The organism is Proteus sp. fly-1008 (assembly GCF_040140305.1).
GTDB classification, from domain to species: domain Bacteria; phylum Pseudomonadota; class Gammaproteobacteria; order Enterobacterales; family Enterobacteriaceae; genus Proteus; species Proteus vulgaris_B.
Window position 1 is genome coordinate 73,615 of the sequence record NZ_JBEEWH010000001.1, and the last position, 24,826, is coordinate 98,440.

The following is a 24,826-nucleotide window of genomic DNA, read 5'->3' on the forward strand; positions in this document are numbered from 1 at the left end:
CTTTGTTATGTAAATCATTGCTCCTCATCTACCAGCGATAACTGACGGACATTTTGATATTTCTGCCTTCTTGAGGCACACCTTGAGTTGAGAAATACTCATAATTAAAGGCATTTGCCAACATAAGTGTTGCTTGTAGATCTTTATTTTTCTTAGATTGATAGCTGAGTGAAAAATCGTGGACAGCATATCCAGGAAATTGTTGAACAACTTCTTGTAATCGAGTGACTTCTTTTCCCCTATTTTGTGGAGCAATCATGCCCTTGTAGCTACTTTTAGAATCAGTAGCACTGGCAAATTGTCCTGACCAACCTAATGAGAAAGGTGTTTTGGCGATAGGAACTTGTATAAAGGCAGTAAGAATTTCTGGTCTTACGGGGGAGATGGTTTCACTATCTGTAAGTTGGAATGTGTTTGTATGGTTATAACTTAACCCAGCAGAGAGCCAAGTGTGGGTATAACGTAAAGCAATATCGGCACCTTCAATATAAACATTCGCAATGTTATAGGCTTTTAGGCTCATCTTGCCAAGAATTGTTCCCATCCAATGAGCATAGGAAATATAGTCTTTTGACAATGTATCGAAATAAGCCACTTTAATTTCTAGTGCATCATTTTCGGATAGCAATTGTTGGAATGAGAATTTTCCACCATATTCCCAAGTTCTGTTTCTTTCTGGGTTTAAGTAAGGATTAGGTATCCAATAAGATGTTAAAAATCGACCTTTACTAAAATGAAGTGAATCATTAAACATCTCACTTAATGTAGGTGCCCTAAATGCAGTTGAGTATGACGTGTAAAGCTGTAACCACGGTGTTGCAGAAAATGTTAATTTTACATTTTCAGTGGTACCACGATAACTTGCTTTATGCATGAGTTTATTTTCATCTACACTTCTAACGCTAGCTGCATGATTGTAAATGAAACTATCAATCTTTTTATTTGGAGAGCTTTCATAATAGTGATAGCGAACACCGGCTGTTAAGGATAAAGGGAATAGCGGTGTCGATAGTGTGCTTTGTAACCATGCTGCGGCATAATCCATTTTTGCCAATGGGAAGTTTTTTGCTTTTTCGTTGGATGTCATTTTCTGTCGGTAAGCTTCAGTGCCCAGAATGACAGATAAATTAAGATTATTATGAGGAGTAATATTAGTGTAATTTTCTAATTTTCCACCATAAGTTGATTGTGTTCGAGCTTCGAAAGCACCGATATTACCTTTTAAATTTTTTTTAAGTTCACTTTCTGTAAGTTTTACATCGGTTAAGAAAGTTTGCTCAATATTAAACTGTGAGTAATAAAGATGAGTTGTTAAATCAATCCAAGAATTACTTTCAGGGGCATAGTGATGAGTTAGAGAATAATTTTTTTGCTGAGTATCCCGATATACTTGGTTACTTTTATTTTTACCATATCCACCCATACGATGTAATACTTCTCGTTGTTCACCTGAATTATCATAATGGCGAGCTGAGAAAATAAAGGTTTGGTTATTTGTGGGATAGAGATAGATTTTAGCAAAGTAGTTATTAATGGATTCATTGTTATCCATTTTCTGCCCATCAGCCAATAAGATAGGACCACGCTGACGTTGAGTGTAAGAGATTAAACCAGAAAATAATTTATGTTGGCCCGCAATTATTCCGCCATAAGAAAAATGGCGATCAGCAGAAGAATAAGAGCTGAATAATTTAGCTCCTAAGTTTTTATTCTTTGCCAATATTGATTGAGGATCGAGAGTATTAAAAGCAACAACACCTCCCATAGCGCCTTCGCCATGAACAGTTGAGGCAGAACCGTGTTTGACATTAATACTTTTGATTAAAGAAGGATCAAGAAATACCCCTCCTAAGTTATTCATCGTATTTTCGAGTGGTTGATGAATGCCATCAACGAGAATTTTGACGCCTTTTTGATCATATCCTCGCATTAGAATGTTGGCACCATTAGTCACTCCCGTTCCTGAAAGAGTGATACCCGCGACTTCTTTTAACATCTCACCGGTTGTTGAAGCTGTTTTTGCCTGGGGGGTTGAGGTTTCAATTGTAGATTGAAAGTTATGCTCAATTTCATGATATTTATGACCAATAACAGTAAGAGAGTCCGTTTGTGTGTTTTCAGCGTGTGCAGAGGCAATAGGGGAATACAACAGACAAAGTGCTGTTGCTATACCTGAATATTTGAAATGTTTTTTCAGCATACACATACCATAAATATCCATAGAAAGTCCTTGTATATGGAGTTATTTAGCTGGCTGCCTAGCTGAATCGATAGGTGGCTTGCGAGTTATTGTCAAAAATGATTATTTAGTCAGGATCAGTTTTCCTGCTTTGGTTTGACGTAGTTGATACAACTCTCCGTTATGTTGAATGTAAACCACGCCATCTTTGCCCAATAATTCAATACTATTAATAGATTGAATTATTGAAGAATGAGAGTCCTGTTTAACTAATGAACTATCCAAATTATTGGCTTTTTTATTCATAATACACTAAGAGTAATAAGCGTTATCATTATGATAATCATTATCGTTAACAAATGTATTTAGACAAGCTTTTTTTAACGTAAACAGGTAAATTTAAGTCATATTGTGAGTGATAAAGCGGTATGTGATGAAATTTAAAACAAAGGAATAAAAGAGGTTTATCTTTTTACTGAAAAATAAGAACAATACAGAATGAATATAGAAGAAAAATAATAGGGGATAGGATTATCCCCTTAAGAAGTAAGTTTATTAAAATCGACTTTCAACGGCTTGTGCTAATAATTCAAGCAATTGCTCGGTATCATTCCAACTTAAGCATGGGTCAGTAATAGATTGTCCATAAACAAGAGGTTTTTCTGGCAAGACTTTTTGCGAGCCTTCCTGTAAAAAACTTTCAGCCATCACACCAACAATTGCTTGCGAGCCATCTTTAATTTGTTGACTGACATTGCGAGCCACTTCTAATTGACGGCGATGGATCTTTTCACAATTGCCATGACTAAAGTCGATAATAAGATGCTCAGGTAAATCCACTTGTTTTAGTGCATCAATAGCATCTGCAATATCGCTTGCATGATAATTTGGTTTTTTACCACCTCGCATAATAATGTGCCCATAAGGGTTACCGCTAGTTTGGTAAATTGTCATACGGCCATTTTTGTCAGGTGATAAGAAAGTGTGACCTACGCGAGAGGCACGAATTGCATCAATAGCAATACGAGTATTACCATCCGTACCGTTTTTAAAGCCCACAGGACAAGAAAGTGCAGATGCCATTTCACGATGAACCTGACTCTCTGTAGTTCTTGCGCCGATAGCACCCCAACTAATTAAGTCAGCAATATACTGACCAGTTACCATATCAAGAAACTCGGTTGCAGTTGGTAAACCTAATGTATTTATCTCAATTAATAATTTTCTTGCAAGGCGGATACCTTCATTTACATTGCAAGAATTATCAAGATAAGGATCAGAGATTAAACCTTTCCAACCAATAACCGTACGTGGTTTTTCAAAGTAGGTTCTCATGACAATTTCTAAGCGGTCATGATAGCGTTCTTTTTGTTGGTTAAGTTTCGTGGCGTATTCTTTGGCTGCTTTGGGGTCATGAATAGAACAAGGACCCACAATCACTAAAAGCCGCTTGTCTTCACCAGTGAGGATAGCTTCAATTCGTTTACGTGCTGATGTGATATTTTGGATTATCTCATCAGAAATGGGGAACTCTTTTGCTAAGGTTTCTGGTGTCACCAGACTGTCTAAAGCCTTAGTCCGTAGTTCGTCTGTCTTTAACATAATTCATCTCAATAAATATACAGGGTAAGTCTACCCAGTGATTAAGATCACAATAAACGAAATTCAGCTAATTTCAACAGCGTTATTAGAGAAAAACCAATAAAAAAATACGGTTAAGACTTAGAACATTCTTCTCGCTAATCCCATAGAATCAATTACCTTGGTTGAAATTTCTTCAACAGAATAATTTGTGGTATTGAGATAAGGAATATTATTTTTTCTAAAAAGGGCTTCGACTTCGGCTAATTCGATTCTACATTGGCGAATTGATGCATAACGGCTATTTTCACGACGTTCACCCCGGATAGCAGCAAGGCGTTCTGGTGCAATGGTTAAACCGAATAATTTATGTTGATACTCTTTTAATTCAGCAGGGAGTTTTAAAAAATCCATATCATCAGCAGTAAATGGGTAATTGGCCGCTTGAATACCAAATTGCATAGCTAAATAGAGGCTGGTGGGTGTTTTACCACAACGAGAAACACCAATTAAGATAACTTGTGCTTGATCGAGATTACGTAATGATATTCCATCATCGTGAGAAAGCGTGTATTCAATAGCCGCAATACGGGCATCGTATTTACTAAGATTTTTTTCTGTTAACCCGTGTGTTTTATTTAATTTTGGTGAGGCTTGAATACCCATTTCTTTTTCAAGCGGTAATACAAGAGATTGCACAATATCCTGACAAAAACCTTCACTACTATTTATTACCCGTTTAACTTCAGGGCTAATAATAGAATAAAAAACAAGGGGTTTAGCGCCACTCTTTTTATAAATTTCAGAGATTTTCTGTTTTATTTCTTCAGCTCTTTCCACCGTAGAAACAAAAGGTAATGTATAACTTTTCATTCTTAGTGGAAATTGAGAAAGTACGGCGTGGCCTAAAACTTCAGCTGTAATAGCTGTACCATCAGAGATAAAAAAGACTGTTCTATCAATGGGTTCATTATTATCACAATTAATAGAATTTAAGCTTAATATCATAATGCTCACCTTTTTTTAGCTGAATTAGCGAATCAAACAACATTATCTATAGCATTTTTAGTGATTATAAAGGATAAAAAAATAAAGTTTTCTGGTTGATCGATTCACCTTTCTATATTCACTATAACATTGTGATACGCTTATTTAAGTTGTCGTTTTGACAGCGGGTTTTTCTTTTTTTCTCTCTCTCATAATTGTTTAAAAAAGGATTGTTCTCAATGTCCAGCAATAGCCTCACCCCGTGCAATGTACTTTGGTATAACCAATTAGGTATGAATGACGTTGATCGTGTTGGTGGGAAAAATGCTTCCCTCGGTGAAATGATCACAAACCTCGCGGAACTGGGTGTTTCTGTTCCTAATGGGTTTGCTACCACAGCGCAAGCGTTTAATGATTTTCTGGAACAGAGTGGTATCAATCAGCGTATTTATGAATTACTTGATAGCGTTGATGTTGACGATGTTAATCAACTGGCTCAAGCAGGTAATCAAATTCGCCAGTGGGTAATTGATACACCTTTTACGCCTCAGTTTGAAAAAGATATTCGCGATGCTTATCTCACATTAAGTGAAGGTGAGTCAGAAGCTTCTTTTGCCGTTCGTTCATCTGCAACTGCAGAAGATATGCCTGATGCTTCTTTTGCGGGCCAACAAGAGACGTTTTTAAACGTTCAAGGTATTGATGCCATTCTCGTTGCGATTAAACATGTATTTGCCTCGTTATTTAATGACCGAGCAATTTCTTATCGTGTCCATCAAGGCTACGATCACCGCGGTGTTGCGTTATCGGCAGGTGTTCAACGTATGGTGCGTTCTGATCTTGCCTCTTCTGGTGTGATGTTTACCATCGATACTGAATCAGGCTTCGATCAAGTTGTCTTTATTACATCAGCTTATGGTTTAGGCGAAATGGTTGTTCAGGGAGCAGTAAACCCTGATGAGTTTTATGTACACAAGCCAACTTTAGCAAAAGGCCTACCTTCAATTGTTCGTCGTAACTTAGGTTCTAAAAAAATCCAAATGGTTTACGCAGACAGTGTAGAGCATGGTAAACAAGTACGTATTGAAGATACGCCAGAATCACTGCGCAATCGTTTCTCTTTGACAGATAATGAAGTTCAAGAGTTGGCAAAACAAGCTGTATTGATTGAGCGCCACTATGGTCGTCCAATGGATATCGAGTGGGCTAAAGATGGGCATAATGGTCGTTTGTACATAGTACAAGCTCGCCCTGAAACCGTTCGATCTAACCAGCAAGTGATGGAACGCTATCAGTTAAATGAAAGTGGCTCTGTAATCATTGAAGGCCGTGCTATTGGTCATCGTATTGGTACAGGCACAGTCAAAGTTATTCATAACTTAAATGAAATGGATAGAATTGAAGCTGGTGATGTACTGGTTACTGACATGACAGACCCAGATTGGGAACCTATTATGAAAAAGGCCTCTGCGATTGTGACAAATCGTGGCGGTAGAACATGTCATGCTGCGATTATTGCTCGTGAATTAGGTATTCCTGCTGTTGTAGGTTGCGGTGATGCCACTGAATGTATTACAGAAGGGCAAGTCGTTACAGTTTCTTGTGCTGAAGGTGATACGGGATTTGTCTATGATGGCAAACTAGATTTTTCTATTCAAAGCTCCGCAATCGATAACATGCCTGAACTTGATCTGAAAATCATGATGAACGTCGGTAATCCTGATCGTGCATTTGATTTTGCTGGTTTACCAAATGACGGTGTGGGGCTTGCGCGTTTAGAATTTATTATCAACCGTATGATTGGTGTCCATCCTCGTGCATTATTAGAGTATGACGATCAAAGCGAAGCATTAAAAGCTGAAATTAATGAGATGATGGCTGGCTATGAATCTCCTGTTGAATATTACATTAGTAAATTAACAGAAGGGATTGCAACATTGGCGGCAGCATTCTGGCCTAAACGTGTGATTGTTCGTTTGTCTGACTTTAAATCTAACGAATATGCCAACTTAGTTGGTGGTGACCGTTATGAACCGGATGAAGAGAACCCAATGTTAGGATTCCGTGGAGCAGGTCGTTATGTATCCGATGATTTCCGTCGTTGTTTTGCGCTTGAGTGTGAAGCGGTAAAACGTGTTCGCAACGATATGGGGTTAGATAATGTTGAAGTGATGATCCCATTTGTTCGTACGGTACGCCAAGCTGAAGAAGTTATTGAAGAATTAGCGGCAAACGGTTTAAAACGTGGTGAGAATGGCTTAAAAGTGATTATGATGTGTGAAATTCCATCAAATGCACTATTAGCCGATCAATTCTTAGCGCATTTTGACGGTTTCTCTATCGGTTCTAATGATATGACCCAATTAACATTAGGTCTTGACCGAGATTCAGGAGTGGTTTCTTCGTTGTTTGATGAACGTAATGACGCGGTAAAAGCGCTGTTATCAATGGCGATCCAAGCGGCTAAACGTAACGGTAAATATGTGGGTATTTGTGGTCAGGGACCTTCTGATCATGAAGATTTCGCACAATGGCTAATGGAAGAAGGGATTGATAGTTTATCTTTAAATCCAGATACCGTAATTAAAACTTGGGTGAAATTAGCACAATAGAATTAATATAAAGGTTATAAATGAAAGCTCACAAAATAATGTGAGCTTTTTTTATACAATTATTAAATAATAGGCAAAAAAAAAGCCTATCATGGGCTGACAGGCAAAGACTACACACAGCAATATTTTATATTCTTTAATTTCGCCAATTAATTTATTAATATGAAAGGCGAAATCATTAATTCGGTGAAACATTTGTTTCGTTGATATTTATATTAAGAGAAATGAGTTAATTATGCTCTAAGAATTATCTCAATAAAAATAATATTAGTCTATTTCAAAGTGAATATAACTAGCTGGTAACAAACAGGTTTAAAAAAATGTAATTTGTTTCAAATTGTAAGTTTGAATATAAAAATATAATAATTCATTCCTAAATTGATAATCTTTATTAAACTTTAGTCTATTATTTTTAGAGCATGTAAGTAGCTACACTTACATGCCCCATTATTATTTATTCTTTCTCAATAAAGTTTTTATTCATAAATTCTACGGTTTCAGTTAGATCAGGATTAGGCTTTGGTACTTCATTTATCCATGCATTTAATAAACTATGTGTAACAGCAAGAACAACAGGACCAATAAATAATCCAATCATACCTAATGTCAAAATGCCGCCAATAACCCCCGTTAGAATTAATACCATCGGTAAATCAGCCCCCATTTTGATTAAGTATGGGCGTAATACACCATCCATAGTTGCCACGGCACCTCCCCAAATTACCATGACAATGCCCCAAGTTGTATCACCAGTCCAAAATAGCCATAGAACAGAAGGGATTAGCACTAATAAAGGGCCTATTTGAGCAAGGCAACAAATGAACATGACAACGGTAAGTACTGTGGCATAAGGCACGCCTGATACCGCAAGGCCAATGCCACCGACAATGGCTTGAATTAAGGCGGTTAATACCACGCCCAGAGCAACGGCACGAATAGACATTGATGCTAGTAAAATGGCCGCATCACCACGTTGACCTGCTAAGCGAATAGAAAAATGACGTAACCAAGCAACAACGTTCTCACCTTGTAAAAACAGTAAGCCAGAAAATAACAACATCACACCTAAATGCAGAGCAAATCGACCGATATTTAGGGCTTGAGCAAAAAACCAGTTAGCGGCTTGCCCAACATAAGGTTGAATTTTGGCAATTAACGCATTGCCACCAGAAACGAGAATAGAGTGCCATGCATCATAAAGCTTGCTTCCTATCATCGGGATATCATTAAGCCATAATAATTGAGGAGGCTGAATATTCGAAGGTGACTTAGCTAACTCAATTAGTGGGGCACTATTATCAATAACACTGCTAATTAACAAGATAATAGGGATAACAAAAATCAGTAATATCAAGATCATCATTATCATGGTAGATAGCCAACGATATTTTACTCGTTTTTCAATAATAAGGAGCAAAGGCCATGTGGCAACAACAATCATTCCAGCCCAAATAAAACCCACAATAAAAGGGTTGAGTATCCAAAAACTGGCGATAATAAAAAAAGAAATAAAAAGAACAGTGAATAAAACTTTGGGTATATCTGTATGGATCTGCGGTTTTTCCATGGTTTTAAATCCCTACACGAATAAAAATGCTAGAAGCAGATGAATAAACATTGCAAATATCACGTTGTTTATATCACTACGCAATTTGCCAGAATTGTATGATAAGGTGAACAGGTATCGGTCTGAAAGTACAAAATGAGTAAAAGTACCTCTTAGCATACATTTCAATATCAAAAATTAAGCAATGTGGACTATTAGATTAAAGAGCTATAACAAATGATCCCACGTATATCGCAAGCACCGCAAGTTAGTGAACTCACAACAGAATTTCTTGATACTCTCCGTAAGAATGGCTTCACTGGTGATATCTCCAGCAGTTATGCTGATAGACTCACTATGGCAACAGATAATAGTATTTACCAGTTATTGCCACAGGCGGTGGTTTTTCCTCGCTCAACGGCTGACGTTACTATTGTTGCACGCCTGGTCGATGAACCCAAATTTCATTCGCTTTCTTTGACACCAAGAGGCGGAGGTACCGGCACCAATGGGCAGGCATTGACTGATGGTATAGTGGTTGATTTATCTCGTTATATGAAACGTATTATTGAGATAAACCCAGAAGAACGTTGGGTTAAAGTTGAAGCTGGTGTGATAAAAGATGAGCTCAATCTGTTTTTAAAACCCTATGGCTTTTTTTTCGCACCAGAACTTTCTACCAGTAACCGAGCCACATTAGGTGGAATGATTAACACCGATGCCTCAGGGCAAGGTTCTATGGTTTATGGTAAAACCTCTGATCATGTCCTCGGTGTTCGGGCGGTCTTGTTAGGTGGCGAACTCCTTGAAACCCGCTCCATGGATACGGCATTAGCCGAAAATATCGCCCAAGAAAGCTCTGCTATTGGGAAGGTTTATCGAACAGTTTTATCCCGTTGCAAAGAGCAACGAAAACTTATTCTTGAAAAATTCCCTAAATTAAACCGCTTTTTAACGGGATATGATTTGCGTCATGTTTTTAGTGATGACATGAAACGCTTTGACTTAACGCGAATTTTAACCGGTTCAGAGGGCACACTGGCATTTATTACTGAAGCAACGTTGGATATCACGCCCATTCCTAAACAACGTAGCTTAGTAAATGTAAAATATGACTCTTTTGATTCTGCATTGCGTAACGCACCTTTTTTAGTTAAAGCCAATGCACTTTCTGTTGAAACCGTTGATTCCAAAGTCTTGAATCTTGCTCGTGAAGATATTGTGTGGCATTCCGTCAAAGAACTGATCACGGATGTGGCAGATAAAGATATGCAAGGCCTTAATATTGTTGAGTTTGCGGGTGATGATGAAGCATTAATTCATTCTCAAGTTACATCATTATGTCAGCGTTTAGACTCATTAATGAAAGAGGGACAAAGCGGTGTTATTGGTTATCAAGTGTGTGATGATTTAGCGGATATTAACCGCATTTATGCCATGCGTAAAAAAGCAGTTGGTTTATTAGGTAATGCAAAAGGGCAAGCAAAGCCTATACCTTTTGTAGAAGATACCTGTGTACCACCAGAACATCTTGCTGATTATATTACAGAATTTAGAGCGTTACTTGACAGTCATCAACTCAATTATGGCATGTTTGGGCATGTTGATGCGGGTGTATTGCACGTAAGACCTGCACTTGATATGTGCGATCCACAACAAGAATTGCTGATGAAATCTATCTCAGATGACATTGTTACGTTAACAGCCAAATATGGTGGGTTACTTTGGGGTGAACATGGAAAAGGCTTTAGAGCGCAATACAGCCCTGAATTTTTTGGTGAAACGCTCTATCACGAACTTCGCCAGATAAAAACGGTGTTTGATCCTCGAAATCGACTTAACCCTGGGAAAATCTGCCCTCCGTTAGAGGTTGATGAACCTATGAAACAAGTTGATACCATTAAACGAGGCACCTTTGATCGCACCATCCCTTTATCTGTCCGTCAAGATTTTAAAGGGGCTTTAGACTGTAATGGTAATGGGCTTTGCTTTAATTTTGATGCGAAAAGCCCGATGTGTCCTTCCATGAAAATTAGTGGGCAACGCATTCATTCACCTAAAGGGCGAGCTACACTTGTAAGGGAGTGGCTACGTTTATTAACAGAGCAAGGTGTTAGCCCAAAACAACTTGGATCTAGCCTAGAAAATAATAAACCTAGCTTAAGAAGTTTGATTGAAAAAACACGTAATACATGGAAAGCAAAACGTGGCGAATATGACTTTTCTCATGAAGTGAAAGTGGCTATGAATGGCTGTTTAGCTTGTAAAGCCTGTTCAACTCAGTGCCCGATTAAAATTGACGTACCGTCATTTCGTTCTAAATTTACTGAATTGTACCACCAGCGCTATTTACGGCCATTAAAAGATCATATTGTTGCAAATGTTGAATTAACAACTCCTATCATGGCTAAAGCGCCGGGATTCTTTAATTTTTTTATGAAGCAAACCTTGGTGCAGTCATTAAGTAAACATACCATAGGAATGGTAGATTTACCGTTACTGTCATCGCCAACATTAAAACAACAACTAGCTGGTCACCACGCTCTAGATATGACGTTAGAAGATTTAGAACGTTTATCAGATAAGCAACGAAGTCATTATGTGTTGGTGGTGCAAGATCCTTTTACTAGCTATTACGATGCAAAAGTGGTCGCAGATTTTATCAAACTCATTGAAAAAATTGGGTTTAAACCTGTTTTACTGCCTTTTTCACCTAATGGAAAGGCGCAACATATTAAAGGCTTTTTACAAAAATTTAGTAAAACAGCACAAAAAACGTCAACTATGCTTAATCGTGTTGCAAAATTAGACATTCCAATGGTGGGAGTTGATCCCGCATTAGTGCTTTGTTATCGCGATGAATATCGTGAAATACTGGGTGATAAGCGTGGTGATTTTAATGTTCAACTAGTTCATGAATGGCTAAATAAATTAGTGAGTGAACCAATGGCTGTTCGTGATGATGCTGAAAAATGGTATCTTTTCGGGCATTGTACGGAAGTGACGGCACTACCACAAAGTATGAAACAGTGGCAGACAATTTTCCAACGTTATGGGCAACAACTCGAATTTGTAAGTACTGGATGTTGTGGAATGGCTGGTACTTATGGACATGAACTGAACAATTATGAAAACTCATTAGGCATTTACCAACTCTCATGGGGTAATGCACTAAAAACATTGCCGACAATGCGTTGCTTAAGCACAGGGTATTCGTGTCGTAGCCAAGTAAAACGTATTGATAATATTGAGCTTAAACACCCACTACAGGCGCTATTGGAGATTATGCCATGATATGGAAACGTGAAACGACAATCGAGCATCTTAATCATATTGGCCAAAACAATATGATGAGTCATTTAGGTATTGAATTAACGTGCCTCGGTGATGATTATCTTGAAGGAATAATGCCTGTTGATCATCGTACAAAACAACCTCTAGGTTTGTTGCATGGTGGCGCTTCTGTTGTTTTAGCTGAAACCCTAGGATCGGTTGCTGGGTATCTTTGTACCGAAGGGGAACAGAAAATTGTGGGTTTAGAAATTAACGCTAATCATATTCGTTCAGCCAGAGAAGGTAAGGTGAGAGGGGTATGTAAACCTATTCATTTAGGGCGTTCTCATCAAGTGTGGTCAATAGAAATATTTGATGATGAGGATCGTCAAGTGTGTATTTCAAGGTTAACCACATCGGTTATTTCTTAAGAAAGTAAAAAATTAAACGCACAAAGTGAAATACTCGCTTTGTGCGTTTTTATGTTTATAGGTAATGAGAAAAAGAATAAAAATAGAGAACGAAAATAGAAATTATTCTTTATTTAGACTTTATTTTTAATGATAATCATTATCTTCATAATAAAAGAAAAGACGCTCACAATGTTAACTATTTCAAAACTCAACACCGCAGCATTATTAATTGCAGGTTTATTACTCACCGGATGTGATAATAATTCTACCTCTAAAGCGAGTAACAATATAAGTAATATTCCAGTACAAAATATTTCTGGTTTTAATATGGCGTATCCCACTTCATTTTCAATGAGCAGAGAAGATACTGAAAACTATTTTAAAATATTGCCTGATAATGTTCAGGACGTTACAACAGAAATGATAGTTTATAAATCAAATCCTATTTGTGATTTGTCGGAAGTTCGTCTGGTTTATTTTAAAATGGCCGATGCAATGACTTACGATGTGGATGCTGGAGCACAAGGCATCATTGATAATATTGCGATAATTGATGGTATGAATGAGATTTTCACATCAATAAAACCATTAACCATTCCAAATGTTGAAAGCCGTCATGTTCTTTTTGAAGGAAATATGGCAAGAGAAAATGTGAGCTATGAAGGTGTTTTAGTGGCAGACCTTAGCACTAATCGCGTTTGGCAATTGCAATTTATTAGTACAATAAATAGCCAGTCGAACAAGCAAAAATACAAACAACTTATTGAATGTACAAGAGAACATATTCAAACCATTTCAATTAATAAATAAGTTCAGCAAACACACAATACAATAAGAAGTTATTCCATCAGTGGTGCTATCTTATCCCTCATGACAAGCATAAAAATGAAATGTCTGTATTGTAAATACCATCGTGTAGATACATATTTTTATGCTTTTTTCTCTCGATTTCAGTGATAACATATAAAGTGCATTTATATTGCAACTTATATGCTTATTGTGCGAATTATAAGAAAAATTAAAAGTTTTATTTTTTGTTATAAAAAAAGACAAAAGTGATATATTACATAGCGTTAAAAATAAAATTTAACAAATTTAACGCAATAATAGAACAAAAAACATACATTTGCATAATATCCTTTCAAAAGACATGGTTGAAGTGATAAGGGTTATCATTACCATTAGTGTCAGGAAAGATATCAATCTCCTTTCGAAATGAGGTCAGAAATGACAAACAACGTTGAAACTTTTTCTCTTAACGACACAGCTTGGCAAGGCATTGTACTGACGGATGATGCAGCAAAACATATTTGCCATTTAGTTGAGAAAAACCCTGAAAAACAGGGGCTTTCCTTAAATATCAAACCCTCTGGTTGTACTGGGTATGGTTATGTTATTGAACTCGTAGCAGGCCCTAATGAAGATGATATTGTGTATGAACATAATGGCGCAAAACTGTTTGTTTCATTGAAAGCAATGCCATTCATCGATGGGCTTGTTGTTGATTATGTTCGTGAAGGACTTAATCAAATGTTTAAATTTAATAATCCTAAAGCTCAAAACGTCTGCGGATGTGGTGAGAGCTTTGGGGTATAACATAGTGAAGTCAGATTATGTCTCAGAGCAATGTTGAAATTGGTGATGAAGTTCAGGGATGGCTAAGCGATCATCACTATAAAGAAGGTTTTTATACCGATATATCAACTGACACCTTAGAAAAAGGATTAAATGAAGCGGTTGTACGTGCAATATCGGCAAAAAGAAACGAGCCAGAGTGGATGCTGGAATTTCGTTTAGATGCTTATCGCCATTGGCTAGAAATGGAAGAGCCGCATTGGCTAAAAGCGGATTATCCATCACTTAATTACCAAGATTATAGCTATTATTCTGCGCCTTCTTGCAGTTCATGTTGTGCTAACGGCAGTTGTGCTGGTGGTACAAATGAAGCAGTAACTAGTGATAAGCAAGCTGTGCAAGATTATTTAACTAAAGAAGTTGAAGATGCATTTAACCAACTGGGTGTTCCTGTAAGAGAAGGGCAAGCGGTTGCGGTTGATGCAATTTTTGACTCTGTTTCAGTTTCAACTACATATCGTGAAGAGCTTGCTGAACATGGCATTATTTTCTGCTCATTTAGCGAAGCTATTCAAGAATACCCTGATTTAGTGCGTCAGTATTTAGGCACTGTTGTATCAAGCCATGATAACTACTTTGCCGCACTGAATGCCGCCGTCGCGTCTGATGGAACTTTTGTCTATATTCCAAAAGGGGTACGTTGCCCAATGGAATTATCGACTTATTTCCGTATTAATGCGGCTCAAACAGGTCAATTTGAACGAACTATTCTGGTCGCTGATGAAGGCAGTTATGTCAGTTATATCGAAGGTTGTTCAGCGCCGGTTCGTGATAGTTATCAACTTCATGCTGCTGTGGTTGAAGTCATTATTCATAAAGATGCTGAAGTAAAATATTCTACTGTACAAAACTGGTTCTCTGGTGGCGATAGTGAAGGTGGCATTCTTAACTTTGTAACTAAACGCGCTATCTGCGAAGGCGAAAATGCCAAGATGTCGTGGACGCAGTCAGAAACGGGCTCTGCAATCACTTGGAAATACCCAAGCGTGATTTTAAAAGGGGATAATTCTACGGCTGAATTTTTCTCGGTTGCTCTAACTAACGGCAATCAACAAGCAGATACTGGTACTAAGATGATCCATATTGGCAAAAATACCAAATCAACCATTATCTCTAAAGGCATTTCAGCGGGTAAAAGTCAAAATAGTTACCGTGGACTTGTGAAAGTCCTCCCTGGTGCAAAAAATGCCCGTAATTTTACACAATGTGATTCTATGTTAATTGGTACGCAATGTGGCGCACATACTTTTCCATATGTTGAGGTAATGAATAACTCAGCACAGCTTGAACACGAAGCGACAACGTCACGTATTGGTGAAGATCAACTGTTTTATTGTCGTCAACGTGGATTAAGTGAAGATGATGCAATCTCAATGATTGTAAACGGGTTTTGTAAAGACGTGTTCTCAGAATTACCGCTGGAATTTGCTGTAGAAGCACAAAAATTATTAGCAATCAGCTTAGAGCATAGCGTTGGTTAAGTATTAATCAAATTCTGGGTGTAACGATACCTAAGGCATATATTATGTTAGATATTAAAAATTTACATGTCAGTGTTGAAGGCAATGAAATCCTGAAAGGGCTAGATTTGCAAGTTCGTGCAGGTGAAGTTCATGCGATTATGGGGCCAAATGGTTCAGGTAAAAGTACCTTATCTGCAACACTCGCTGGCCGTGAAGAATATGAAGTAGATGAAGGTTCTATTACTTTCAAAAATAAAGATTTATTAGAATTAGAACCTGAAGATCGCGCAGGTGAGGGTATTTTTATGGCATTTCAATACCCTGTTGAAATACCCGGTGTCAGTAATCAGTTTTTCTTACAATCTTCAGTGAATGCGGTAAGAGAATATCGTGGACAAGAGCCATTAGATCGCTTTGATTTTGAAGATTTTATTGAAGATAAAATCAAATTACTGGATATGCCTCAAGATTTGTTAACACGTTCTGTTAACGTGGGCTTCTCAGGTGGTGAGAAAAAACGTAACGATATTTTGCAAATGGCAGCCCTAGAGCCAGAACTGTGCATTTTAGATGAAACAGACTCCGGTCTTGATATTGACGCATTAAAAATCGTGTCTAATGGTGTTAATAGCCTACGTGATGGTAAACGTGCGTTTATTGTTGTAACACACTATCAACGTATTCTTGATTATATTAAACCTGATTTTGTACATGTGCTTTATCAGGGAAAAATCATTAAATCAGGTGATTTTTCATTGGCGCAAAAATTGGAGGAACAAGGTTATGGCTGGCTTATTGACCCTCAATGAAAAGCGTGAAAAGCAGCGCCAAGTTGAATTACGTAATCAACAAGCACTAAAAATATTTTCTGAGTTATATCATCAACGTAAAGGTGACGATAACTTCAACGCTCGTAATCATTGGTTGCAAGTTGAGAAAGTAGGTTTTCCTATTTATCGCCATGAAGATTGGCACTATACACCATTAGATGAGACGTTAAGCCAAAGTTATCAACAGTTACCCCCTTTTGATGTGCAAAGCTTGATTACTAAACATGCTTTAGCACTTGATTGCTATCGTGTTGTAATGGTGAATGGTACGTTTTCGCCAACAGAAAGTAGTAAAGAATTCGGCCCTTATCAGGTGACCTTACTTGATAATCAGAGTGAGCTACCTGAGGCCGTCAATGGTGAAATTTTTCTGCATTTAGTTGAAAGTTTAGCGCCACACCCTTTGCTTATTACACTGAAAAACGGTGTTATTGCGGATAAACCGCTTTATATCCTTAATATTACACAAGGTGAGCATGGTGCGAAGGTGAATAACGCGAATTATCGTTTTCATCTTGATGTGGGTGCTAATACACAAATGCAGGTCATTGAGCATTATATCAGCAGTAATAATGAAAATCGTCATTTTACTGGCGCGAGATTAACGGCAACGATTGGTGATAATGCCTCTTTTAGCCATATCAAATTAAGTTTTGAAAATGCAGAAAGTCAGCACTTTGCGCATAACGATCTGACTATTGGTCGTGATGCTCGTGTTAATAGTTATGCTTTCTTATTGGGTGCTAAACTCAGTCGGCACCATACTAGCTCTGCGCTAAAAGGTGAAAATACAGAGCTTTCGATGAATAGCGTTGTATTACCTAAGGCCGGAGAAATTGCTGATACTCGTACTTGGTTGGTTCATGGTGAGAAAAATTGCCAAAGTCGTCAACTACATAAAAGTATTGCAATGGATGCAGGAAAGGCCGTATTTAACGGTATGATCACTGTTACGCCACAAGCATTAAAAACAGATGGTCAAATGACGAATAACAATCTGTTGCTGGGTGATAAGGCGCAAATCGATACTAAACCACAACTTGAAATTTATGCCGACGATGTAAAATGTAGCCATGGCGCTACAGTGGGTAGAATTGATGATGAACAGTTGTTTTATTTACGCTCACGCGGCATCCCTTTAAGTGATGCTCGTAAAATGATTATTCATGCATTTGCTGCTGAATTAACTGAATCGTTAGAAAATAAAGTGATTAAATCGCTTGTATTAGACAGAATTAATCAGCGCTTATTAGAGGTATAAAATAAGGCATTATGACGCATTCCATTGAAAAAGCGCGAGATGACTTTCCAATTCTTTCACAACAAGTGAAAGGAAAACCACTGGTCTACCTCGACAGTGCCGCAAGTGCTCAAAAACCGGCTTGCGTCATTGAACATGAAAAACAGTTTGCCTTAACACAATATGCCGCGGTTCATCGCGGCATTCATACGTTAAGTGCAAATGCGACAACGTTGGTTGAAAATGTCCGTAAAAAAGCCTGTGATTTTTTAGGTGCCAATAGTGAAGAGGAGATTGTTTTTGTTAAAGGAACAACGGAAGGGATCAACCTAATTGCAAATGTTTATAGCCAACGATTTTTAAATGATGGTGACAATATCATCATCACAGAAATGGAGCACCATGCGAATATTGTTCCATGGTATATGCTGGCAAAACAGTATGGTTTTCATGTTCGCATTTTACCGTTATCACAAGATGGTACGCTGGACTTAAGTCAGTTACCTAGTTTAATTGATGAGCGAACAAAATTACTTAGTATTACTCATCAATCAAATGTATTAGGCACAGTGAACCCAGTTGCAAACATTATTTATGATGCTCGGCAATATGCTTCTCAACAAGGTGGTGAATTACATATCTTGGTTGATGGTGCGCAGAGCGTAATGCATCAACCCATTAATGTTTCACAACTTGATTGTGACTTTTTTGTTTGTAGTGCTCATAAGCTTTATGGACCAACAGGAATTGGTTTGTTGTACGGTAAAAAGGTAGTTCTCGATGAATTGCCACCTTGGGAAGGTGGTGGTGCAATGATAAAACATGTCCATATCAATGGTGATATTACCTATGCGGATGCGCCTTGGCGTTTTGAAGCGGGTACGCCTAACATTATGGGGATGATTGGGTTAGGTGCAGCATTAGATTATCTTTCAGATTTAGGCATGAATAATATTGCGAAATATGAAAATAGTATAATGAAGTATGCACAAGAGCAGCTACAAAAAGTAAAATCATTAACGCTGTATGGCAATGATTTTCGCCAAGGTGTGATAGCCTTTAATTTAGGTAAACATCACGCTTATGATGTAGGTGCTTTTCTTGATAATTATGGTATTGCGATCCGTACTGGCCATCATTGTGCTATGCCAATTATGGATTATTATCAGGTTCCTGCAATGTGTCGTGCATCTCTTGGGTTGTATACTAATAAAAACGATATAGATGCACTGGTTAATGCATTATTGCGTGTCGAAATGCTATTAGGTTAAAGATTAAAACAAAGAGGTTATTCATGGCAGTTGCTAATTTGCCAGATGAAGCAAAATTATTACGCAATTTCTCTCGTTGTCAGGATTGGGAACAACGTTATCTTTATATGATGGAGCTAGGTGAGCGTCTTCCTTCTCTAACAGAAGAACAACGTATTTCAGCTAACTTTATTGAAGGTTGCCAAAGCCAAGTTTGGATCGCTGTTTCTCTTAATGAGAATAAACAACTTATCCTTGCTGGTGATAGTGATGCAGGCATTGTTAAAGGGTTAGTCGCCTTGGTTATTATCTTATTCCAAGGTAAAACAGTTGAGCAAGCTTTAGCGACGGATGTAAAACATTATTTCTCATCATTAGCACTAGAAAGTCACTTAACGCCATCTAGAACACAAGGTTTACATGCAATGGTGACAACGCTTATTAGGCGTTTTTCAGAATACACTGTAGCGTAAATGTTATCTTATCCCTCATTAATGATCTAAACTGACTAATTATATGAATAGCATAACAATGATAATGTTATCATCATAATAGTCAGTTTATTTTATTTCTAACACACGGGATAAACGATGAAAAAATGGTTAACTCTCTTGGGTGCATCGCTATTAGGAATGAGTAGTCACTTATCTTATGCTACAGAATACCTATTACCCGATGATGGCCAGCGTATTATTGGTAATAATCAATCTTACATTGTGCCGGATGATAAGCGTTCACTAGAAGCGATAGCGTCTGAATATCAAGTGGGATTGCTCAATATGATGGAAGCAAACCCAGGAATTGATCCTCTTTTACCCGATGCTGGTAAGGCATTAACGATCCCGTTACAGATGATTTTACCGGACACTGTACGAAAAGGTATTGTTATCAATCTTGCCGAATTGCGCCTTTATTATTATCCCAAAAAAGGTGGTACGGTTGATGTTTATCCTATCGGTATTGGTCAATTAGGGCGTGAAACACCTGAAATGGTGACTTCTATCTCCCAACTTATAAAAGATCCCACTTGGACACCAACGACCAATATTCGCAAAAATTATGCGGCAAAAGGGATAACATTGCCGGCGGTTGTTCCTGCTGGCCCTGAAAACCCTATGGGGGCTTATGCGTTAAGATTGGCTCATAGCAGGGGCGAATACCTTATTCATGGTACTAACGCTGATTTTGGTATCGGTTTAAGAGTGAGCTCAGGTTGCATTCGTTTACGTCCGAATGATATTGAGACATTATTTAATGTTGTACCCAAAGGAAGCCGAGTTCAGGTTATCAATAAACCGATTAAATTTACTGAAACTGCAGACGGTAGGCAATTTATTGAAGTCCATCAGCCACTATCACGCAATGAGAATGACGACCCCCAAACCATGCCTTTTACATTTACAAAGCAATTTAATGCTTGGTATGAAAGTGGCAAAGTCGATAAAGATAAAGTCGATGCAGAGCTTATTCGTCGTTCTGGTATTCCTGTAGAGGTTACAGTCTACTAAGTTTGAATGATAGTTTATAAGTAGCAAAAGACTGCTTTATAAAATCAATAGCGTTAAAGATACCTTACTATAAGTAATATTATTTTACTGATAATAAGGAAATTTAATGAGAGTTTCAGCTAATAATGAAAATCTGATAAAGAGAAATAACAGTATCACGCCTAGCATGGCGGATAATTCTGGTTTGCTATTTAATAAGTTATCTCAGGTGATAAATAGCTGTAAAACATTTTTAATTGGGGATAAAAAGCTAAAAAGTGAAAATATTCAATTAATGTGCGAGGAGCTTCTTCAGCGAGTCATCCCTAAAGAGGGATGTAGGGCATATGAGTTAATTGAAATAGAGACTTTGCCTGATAAAGTTAGCTCCAGAGTATCTTACTCAAAGTATTCAAAGTCAGTGACAGAGCTATTTAATATTCTAGAGAATGAATTAAAAAAAGTCAGTGGCATGGAATATTTTGTACTGACGAAAGATCAACAAAAAAATGTTGATAAAATTAAGGATATATTTAGTCAGATATCTACTCAAACAGACAAAAATATCAGATATAACTCATACCTAGCAACGAATCTTAATTTAAATGAGCGTATAAAAGCTTTTGGCATTGATACACTTAATAATAATTAAAAACCTTATAAAAACCAAAGCCCTAACATTGTTAGGGCTTTGCTATTAATGCTTACCTAAAGCTGTTTTCAGCTTATTGGTGAGTCAAATTACTTTTTATAAGTAGTGACTTGGTTATCTAAACGTTGATTAGCACGAGCTGCTTCGTCATAAGCTGATTTAGCTTCAGCACGCGCAGATTGTACATCACTACTTAGTTGTTGAACTTGAGAGTTCAGGCTACTTACATCAGAAGAGATTTGATCTAACTGTGCATTATTACTAGAAGAACAACCTGCTAATAAGCCTGAAGCCAGAATTACCGCACCTAGTACAAGTTTCGCTTTCATAGTTACAACCTCTATTATTAATTTGTGTAAAGGAACAAGTAGCATTTATATGAAACCATTAATAAGTATGGCACAGATATAAGAAAATGCTGGATTTATTTACTATATTCTACTTACTCATTAACTGAACAATAGAAAAAATAACACCTAAAACGCAAATATTCAGTACAAAAAATGCGTGTTATTTCACAAAAGAATTTTATTCATAAAAGTCTGATAGAAAAATATATTATCTGTCCTTTTTTATTATTGCTCACGCTTTTATCTATAAATGACCTTCTAAATTTACTTTTATGAAAATAGGTTCTGCTTCATTTTTAAATGCTTCAAGCGTAAACTTTTGAAAGTTAAGATTGTTATACCCTCTAAAAAAGAGTATTCCTCGTTCTAAATCGGTGAGCGTTGTCCACACTGAAAATTCACTTGTATGAAGCGCTTTTAACGTATCATGGCCTAGCAATGGATCGATTGTGGAATTTTTAGGGCGATCGAAACGGTTCATGATATGTGCTAATTCAACAAGTTGTATATCAGGATCAGACACCTGATGATAATACGTTGTATAGTAAACCGCACGAATAAATCTATCGACAGAAGTATCAGAGCTTGGTAAGGAAGCTAAAGCAATTCCACTATCTGGTTGTTTGACTTTAATATTTCCCAATGTGCTGGTGGAAATATTAACATTAGAAAGGTGAGTGTAATTATTTAAGTTAGTAAGATTCCATGGGAATAATGGGCCATTGGTCATGCAATAAGTAGGATTATCATAAATATGCAATTTCCCTTCTGAAACCTCAACAACAATGCAAGCACCTGTTTTATCATAAAAAGCATAATGAAAAGGGCTGGGTAAGTTGCGTAAAAGTAATAGTTTTTGTGACCAAAAAGCCGTTTTAGGAATGGCTTTCCTTAACTCTTCAACGGTTGCATATTGTGCTAAAGCCCATTCACCGATTGCCGCAATAGGTACTGACGTTGAGTAATCTTGCGGGGTAATATCATCGAGCTTTGAATCAGGAAGCATATTTAAGCTAAAAGAAAGACCTTGAGTATTGACGCCCTCAAGTACGTCTTTTGTCCCTTCTAAATTAATGGGGGCTGTAATGGCAATAAAAGGGTATTTAACAGTATATTTTAGCCCTGGTGTACCGTCTGGTGCATTCTGTTGGAAAGTATGTGCTTTAGGATAATATGCAAATATTGAAGCGGGTTTATCTGTTGAGAACTCCATTGTTCTACCATGGTAAATACGATTTTTTTTATCTTTAATCGCGAGGGTAGTACAAGCGAAGACATTAGTATTTATTTTATCATCAGGCATTTTATATCCTTATTTAGCGTATATGAATAAAAGGCTTACTAAAAGGATAGAAGAAGTGGTAAAGAAAAGTGAATAAATAAACGAGATGTGGGTGAATAATAAAAAACGCCACTTAAAAAGTGGCGTTTTGAACAATTAATATACTGTGCAAATTACAGAACGTGAACAGATGAAGTATTTGTTGTACCGCTATCAACTAATGCGCCTGTTACCATAACAACGCGATCACCAGCATGAGCTAAACCACTTGCTAATGCAGCTTCTTTACCGATACGGTAGAAGTCATCAGTAGAAGAAATTTCATTAACTAATTGAGTTGTTACACCTTTAACTAATAGAAGTTGACGAGCAGTTTCTTCGTTGTTTGTTAATGCTAAGATTGGCGCAGTTGGGAAATATTTACGGATAGAACGAGCTGATTTACCACCGAAAGTTGCAACAACAATCAGAGGTGCATCTAAGTTTTCAGCCATTTCTACCGCACCGCGACAAACTGCTTCTGTGACGCGTAATTTTGCAGCGGTTTGTTTGTAATCAAGGCGAGATTGCATGATACGGTCTGTACGATCACAGATAGTTGCCATGATAGTTACCGCTTCTACTGGGTATTTACCTTTTGCACTTTCACCTGACAGCATAACCGCGTCAGTACCATCTAAGATAGCATTCGCAACGTCACCTGCTTCAGCACGAGTAGGGCGTGGATTTTTGATCATTGAATCTAACATTTGCGTTGCAGTGATAACTACTTTGCGCGCAGCGTTACATTTTTCAATCATCATTTTTTGTGCAAAGATAACTTCTTCAACAGGGATCTCAACACCTAAGTCACCACGAGCAACCATGATACCGTCAGAAGCTTCTAAGATCTCATCAAAATTGTTTAAACCTTCTTGGTTTTCAATTTTTGAGATGATCATGATGTTTTCGCCACCGTGTGCTTTTAAGTGTGCACGCATTTCTTCAACATCAGAACGTTTACGAATGAATGATGCTGCAACGAAATCAACGCCTTGTTCGCAACCAAAGATAAGATCTTGTTTATCTTTTTCAGCTAATGCGGGTAAACCGATAGAAACGCCCGGTAAGTTAACACCTTTGTTTTCACCTAAGTCACCGTTGTTTAAAACTTCACAAACAACTTCAGTATCAGTAACTTTTGTTACTTTCATACCGATAAGACCATCATCAACTAATACAGTATTACCAACGGTTAAATCTTTTGCGAAACCTTCATAAGTTACAGCTACACGATCTTTATTACCAACAACAGATTTGTCTGTAGTAAAAGTGAAAGTTTGGCCAGCAACTAAAGCGACATCGTTACCACCTTCTAATTTGATGGTGCGGATTTCTGGGCCTTTAGTATCTAATAAAATAGCGGCTTTTTTGCCTGTTTTAGCACATACGTTACGCAGGTTTTTGATACGGTTGCCATGCTCTTCATAGTCACCGTGAGAGAAGTTTAGACGCATAACATTCATGCCTGCGTCCAGTAATTGATTCAGTTTTTCTTCAGATTCGGTTTTTGGTCCGATGGTGCAAACAATTTTTGTCTTTTTCATGGCAGTCTATTTAATGGTTGTATTGTAATGGATGAATAAGGGTTAATGTCGCTATTTTTAATCAACTGTGCGAAACAGAATATGTAAACTCATCTCTAATGGATAAGTTGCGCAACATGTTAATGATCTAGCAACACCATAAAAAACTTGTCACTATTTTGTATCAATGGTTGGTAGACATCTTACATTATAGTCTATCACGTTTCATTTGTTCTGTTTTCTAAAGATGCCCGTAAATCAACACGCTGAAACCTTTCAACAAAATTATGTTTCGTATTATAGAGGTTAATTTCTATGAAGAAAATCGAAAAAAGGTAAATTTAAGTGATGTGATCAAAATACGGTGCTGACTGCTTGTTTTTTAAACGTTTTGTTGCGCAATAAATTTTTGCAAGCTGAATTAATTATTTTGTAGGGTAGGTAAGATGAGAAAATATTAGAAAAAAGGATAAAGAGAAAT

The 24,826-nt window shown here is 37.3% G+C and carries 20 protein-coding genes; 12 read left to right on the top strand and 8 right to left on the bottom strand.

Translation table 11 applies throughout. The features are described 5' to 3' along the window. Positions 1 to 28: 28 nt before the first annotated feature. The 4 genes from ABN256_RS00380 to ppsR form a co-directional block, all read right to left on the bottom strand. Entirely contained in the window at positions 29 to 2,221 is a 2,193-nt protein-coding gene (locus ABN256_RS00380; protein ID WP_196553158.1) for a TonB-dependent receptor domain-containing protein, read from the bottom strand. A gap of 81 nt (positions 2,222 to 2,302) precedes the next feature. Continuing rightward, positions 2,303 to 2,464 carry a hemin uptake protein HemP gene (gene hemP, locus ABN256_RS00385; protein ID WP_231619304.1) on the bottom strand — a complete coding sequence of 54 codons (162 nt, stop codon included), beginning with the start codon at positions 2,462 to 2,464 and terminating at the stop codon, positions 2,303 to 2,305. 270 nt (positions 2,465 to 2,734) lie between these two features. Beyond that, the gene (locus tag ABN256_RS00390) at positions 2,735 to 3,781 is read right to left on the bottom strand and encodes a 3-deoxy-7-phosphoheptulonate synthase (RefSeq protein ID WP_072070331.1); all 1,047 of its coding nucleotides are present in this window, start codon (positions 3,779 to 3,781) and stop codon (positions 2,735 to 2,737) included. Between the two features lie 120 nt (positions 3,782 to 3,901). Continuing rightward, a complete protein-coding gene (ppsR, locus tag ABN256_RS00395; RefSeq protein ID WP_115349637.1) occupies positions 3,902 to 4,768 on the bottom strand; it encodes a posphoenolpyruvate synthetase regulatory kinase/phosphorylase PpsR in 867 nt (288 codons plus the stop codon). Between the two features lie 218 nt (positions 4,769 to 4,986). Between ppsR and ppsA the strand changes: the two genes are divergently transcribed. Next, the gene (gene ppsA, locus ABN256_RS00400; RefSeq protein ID WP_072070330.1) at positions 4,987 to 7,359 is read left to right on the top strand and encodes a phosphoenolpyruvate synthase; all 2,373 of its coding nucleotides are present in this window, start codon (positions 4,987 to 4,989) and stop codon (positions 7,357 to 7,359) included. Positions 7,360 to 7,813: 454 nt separating this feature from the next. Here ppsA and ydiK read toward each other — a convergent pair whose 3' ends face one another. Continuing rightward, the gene (ydiK, locus tag ABN256_RS00405) at positions 7,814 to 8,926 is read right to left on the bottom strand and encodes an AI-2E family transporter YdiK (protein WP_196553157.1); all 1,113 of its coding nucleotides are present in this window, start codon (positions 8,924 to 8,926) and stop codon (positions 7,814 to 7,816) included. 216 nt (positions 8,927 to 9,142) lie between these two features. Between ydiK and ydiJ the strand changes: the two genes are divergently transcribed. From ydiJ to ABN256_RS00460, 11 genes are all read left to right on the top strand, one after another. Next, positions 9,143 to 12,199: a D-2-hydroxyglutarate dehydrogenase YdiJ gene (gene ydiJ / locus ABN256_RS00410; protein WP_349438899.1), complete on the top strand. Its 3,057-nt coding sequence runs from the start codon at positions 9,143 to 9,145 to the stop codon at positions 12,197 to 12,199. Further along, a complete protein-coding gene (locus ABN256_RS00415; protein WP_197269260.1) occupies positions 12,196 to 12,609 on the top strand; it encodes a hotdog fold thioesterase in 414 nt (137 codons plus the stop codon). Before ydiJ ends, ABN256_RS00415 begins: the two co-directional genes overlap by 4 nt. 171 nt (positions 12,610 to 12,780) lie before the next feature. Next, positions 12,781 to 13,401, top strand: coding sequence for a hypothetical protein (locus tag ABN256_RS00420; protein ID WP_196553155.1), 621 nt, complete (start codon positions 12,781 to 12,783; stop codon positions 13,399 to 13,401). Positions 13,402 to 13,818: 417 nt separating this feature from the next. Beyond that, positions 13,819 to 14,187 carry a Fe-S cluster assembly scaffold SufA gene (gene sufA / locus ABN256_RS00425; protein WP_196553154.1) on the top strand — a complete coding sequence of 123 codons (369 nt, stop codon included), beginning with the start codon at positions 13,819 to 13,821 and terminating at the stop codon, positions 14,185 to 14,187. 17 nt (positions 14,188 to 14,204) lie between these two features. Continuing rightward, entirely contained in the window at positions 14,205 to 15,707 is a 1,503-nt protein-coding gene (gene sufB / locus ABN256_RS00430) for a Fe-S cluster assembly protein SufB (RefSeq protein WP_072070320.1), read from the top strand. Between the two features lie 44 nt (positions 15,708 to 15,751). Next, on the top strand, positions 15,752 to 16,498 hold the full coding sequence (gene sufC, locus ABN256_RS00435) for a Fe-S cluster assembly ATPase SufC (RefSeq protein WP_072070316.1): 747 nt from the start codon (positions 15,752 to 15,754) through the stop codon (positions 16,496 to 16,498). Continuing rightward, complete coding sequence (sufD, locus tag ABN256_RS00440) at positions 16,473 to 17,780, top strand: Fe-S cluster assembly protein SufD (RefSeq protein ID WP_196553153.1); 1,308 nt, start codon at positions 16,473 to 16,475, stop codon at positions 17,778 to 17,780. The genes sufC and sufD overlap by 26 nt, the downstream gene beginning before the upstream one ends. Before the next feature lie 11 nt (positions 17,781 to 17,791). After that, on the top strand, positions 17,792 to 19,030 hold the full coding sequence (gene sufS, locus ABN256_RS00445) for a cysteine desulfurase SufS (RefSeq protein WP_197269258.1): 1,239 nt from the start codon (positions 17,792 to 17,794) through the stop codon (positions 19,028 to 19,030). Between the two features lie 23 nt (positions 19,031 to 19,053). Beyond that, positions 19,054 to 19,482 carry a cysteine desulfuration protein SufE gene (sufE, locus tag ABN256_RS00450; protein WP_072070310.1) on the top strand — a complete coding sequence of 143 codons (429 nt, stop codon included), beginning with the start codon at positions 19,054 to 19,056 and terminating at the stop codon, positions 19,480 to 19,482. Positions 19,483 to 19,599: 117 nt separating this feature from the next. After that, the gene (locus ABN256_RS00455; protein WP_197269257.1) at positions 19,600 to 20,517 is read left to right on the top strand and encodes a L,D-transpeptidase family protein; all 918 of its coding nucleotides are present in this window, start codon (positions 19,600 to 19,602) and stop codon (positions 20,515 to 20,517) included. A gap of 106 nt (positions 20,518 to 20,623) precedes the next feature. After that, positions 20,624 to 21,148 (top strand): hypothetical protein, encoded by a 525-nt coding sequence (locus tag ABN256_RS00460; protein WP_197269256.1) that lies wholly within the window; start codon positions 20,624 to 20,626, stop codon positions 21,146 to 21,148. A gap of 89 nt (positions 21,149 to 21,237) precedes the next feature. Here ABN256_RS00460 and ABN256_RS00465 read toward each other — a convergent pair whose 3' ends face one another. The 3 genes from ABN256_RS00465 to pykF form a co-directional block, all read right to left on the bottom strand. After that, a complete protein-coding gene (locus tag ABN256_RS00465) occupies positions 21,238 to 21,477 on the bottom strand; it encodes a major outer membrane lipoprotein (RefSeq protein WP_036937280.1) in 240 nt (79 codons plus the stop codon). A 265-nt stretch (positions 21,478 to 21,742) separates the two neighbouring features. Further along, on the bottom strand, positions 21,743 to 22,801 hold the full coding sequence (locus tag ABN256_RS00470; RefSeq protein WP_349438903.1) for a linear amide C-N hydrolase: 1,059 nt from the start codon (positions 22,799 to 22,801) through the stop codon (positions 21,743 to 21,745). Positions 22,802 to 22,953: 152 nt separating this feature from the next. Then, positions 22,954 to 24,366, bottom strand: coding sequence for a pyruvate kinase PykF (gene pykF / locus ABN256_RS00475; RefSeq protein WP_196553148.1), 1,413 nt, complete (start codon positions 24,364 to 24,366; stop codon positions 22,954 to 22,956). Positions 24,367 to 24,826 lie beyond the last annotated feature (460 nt).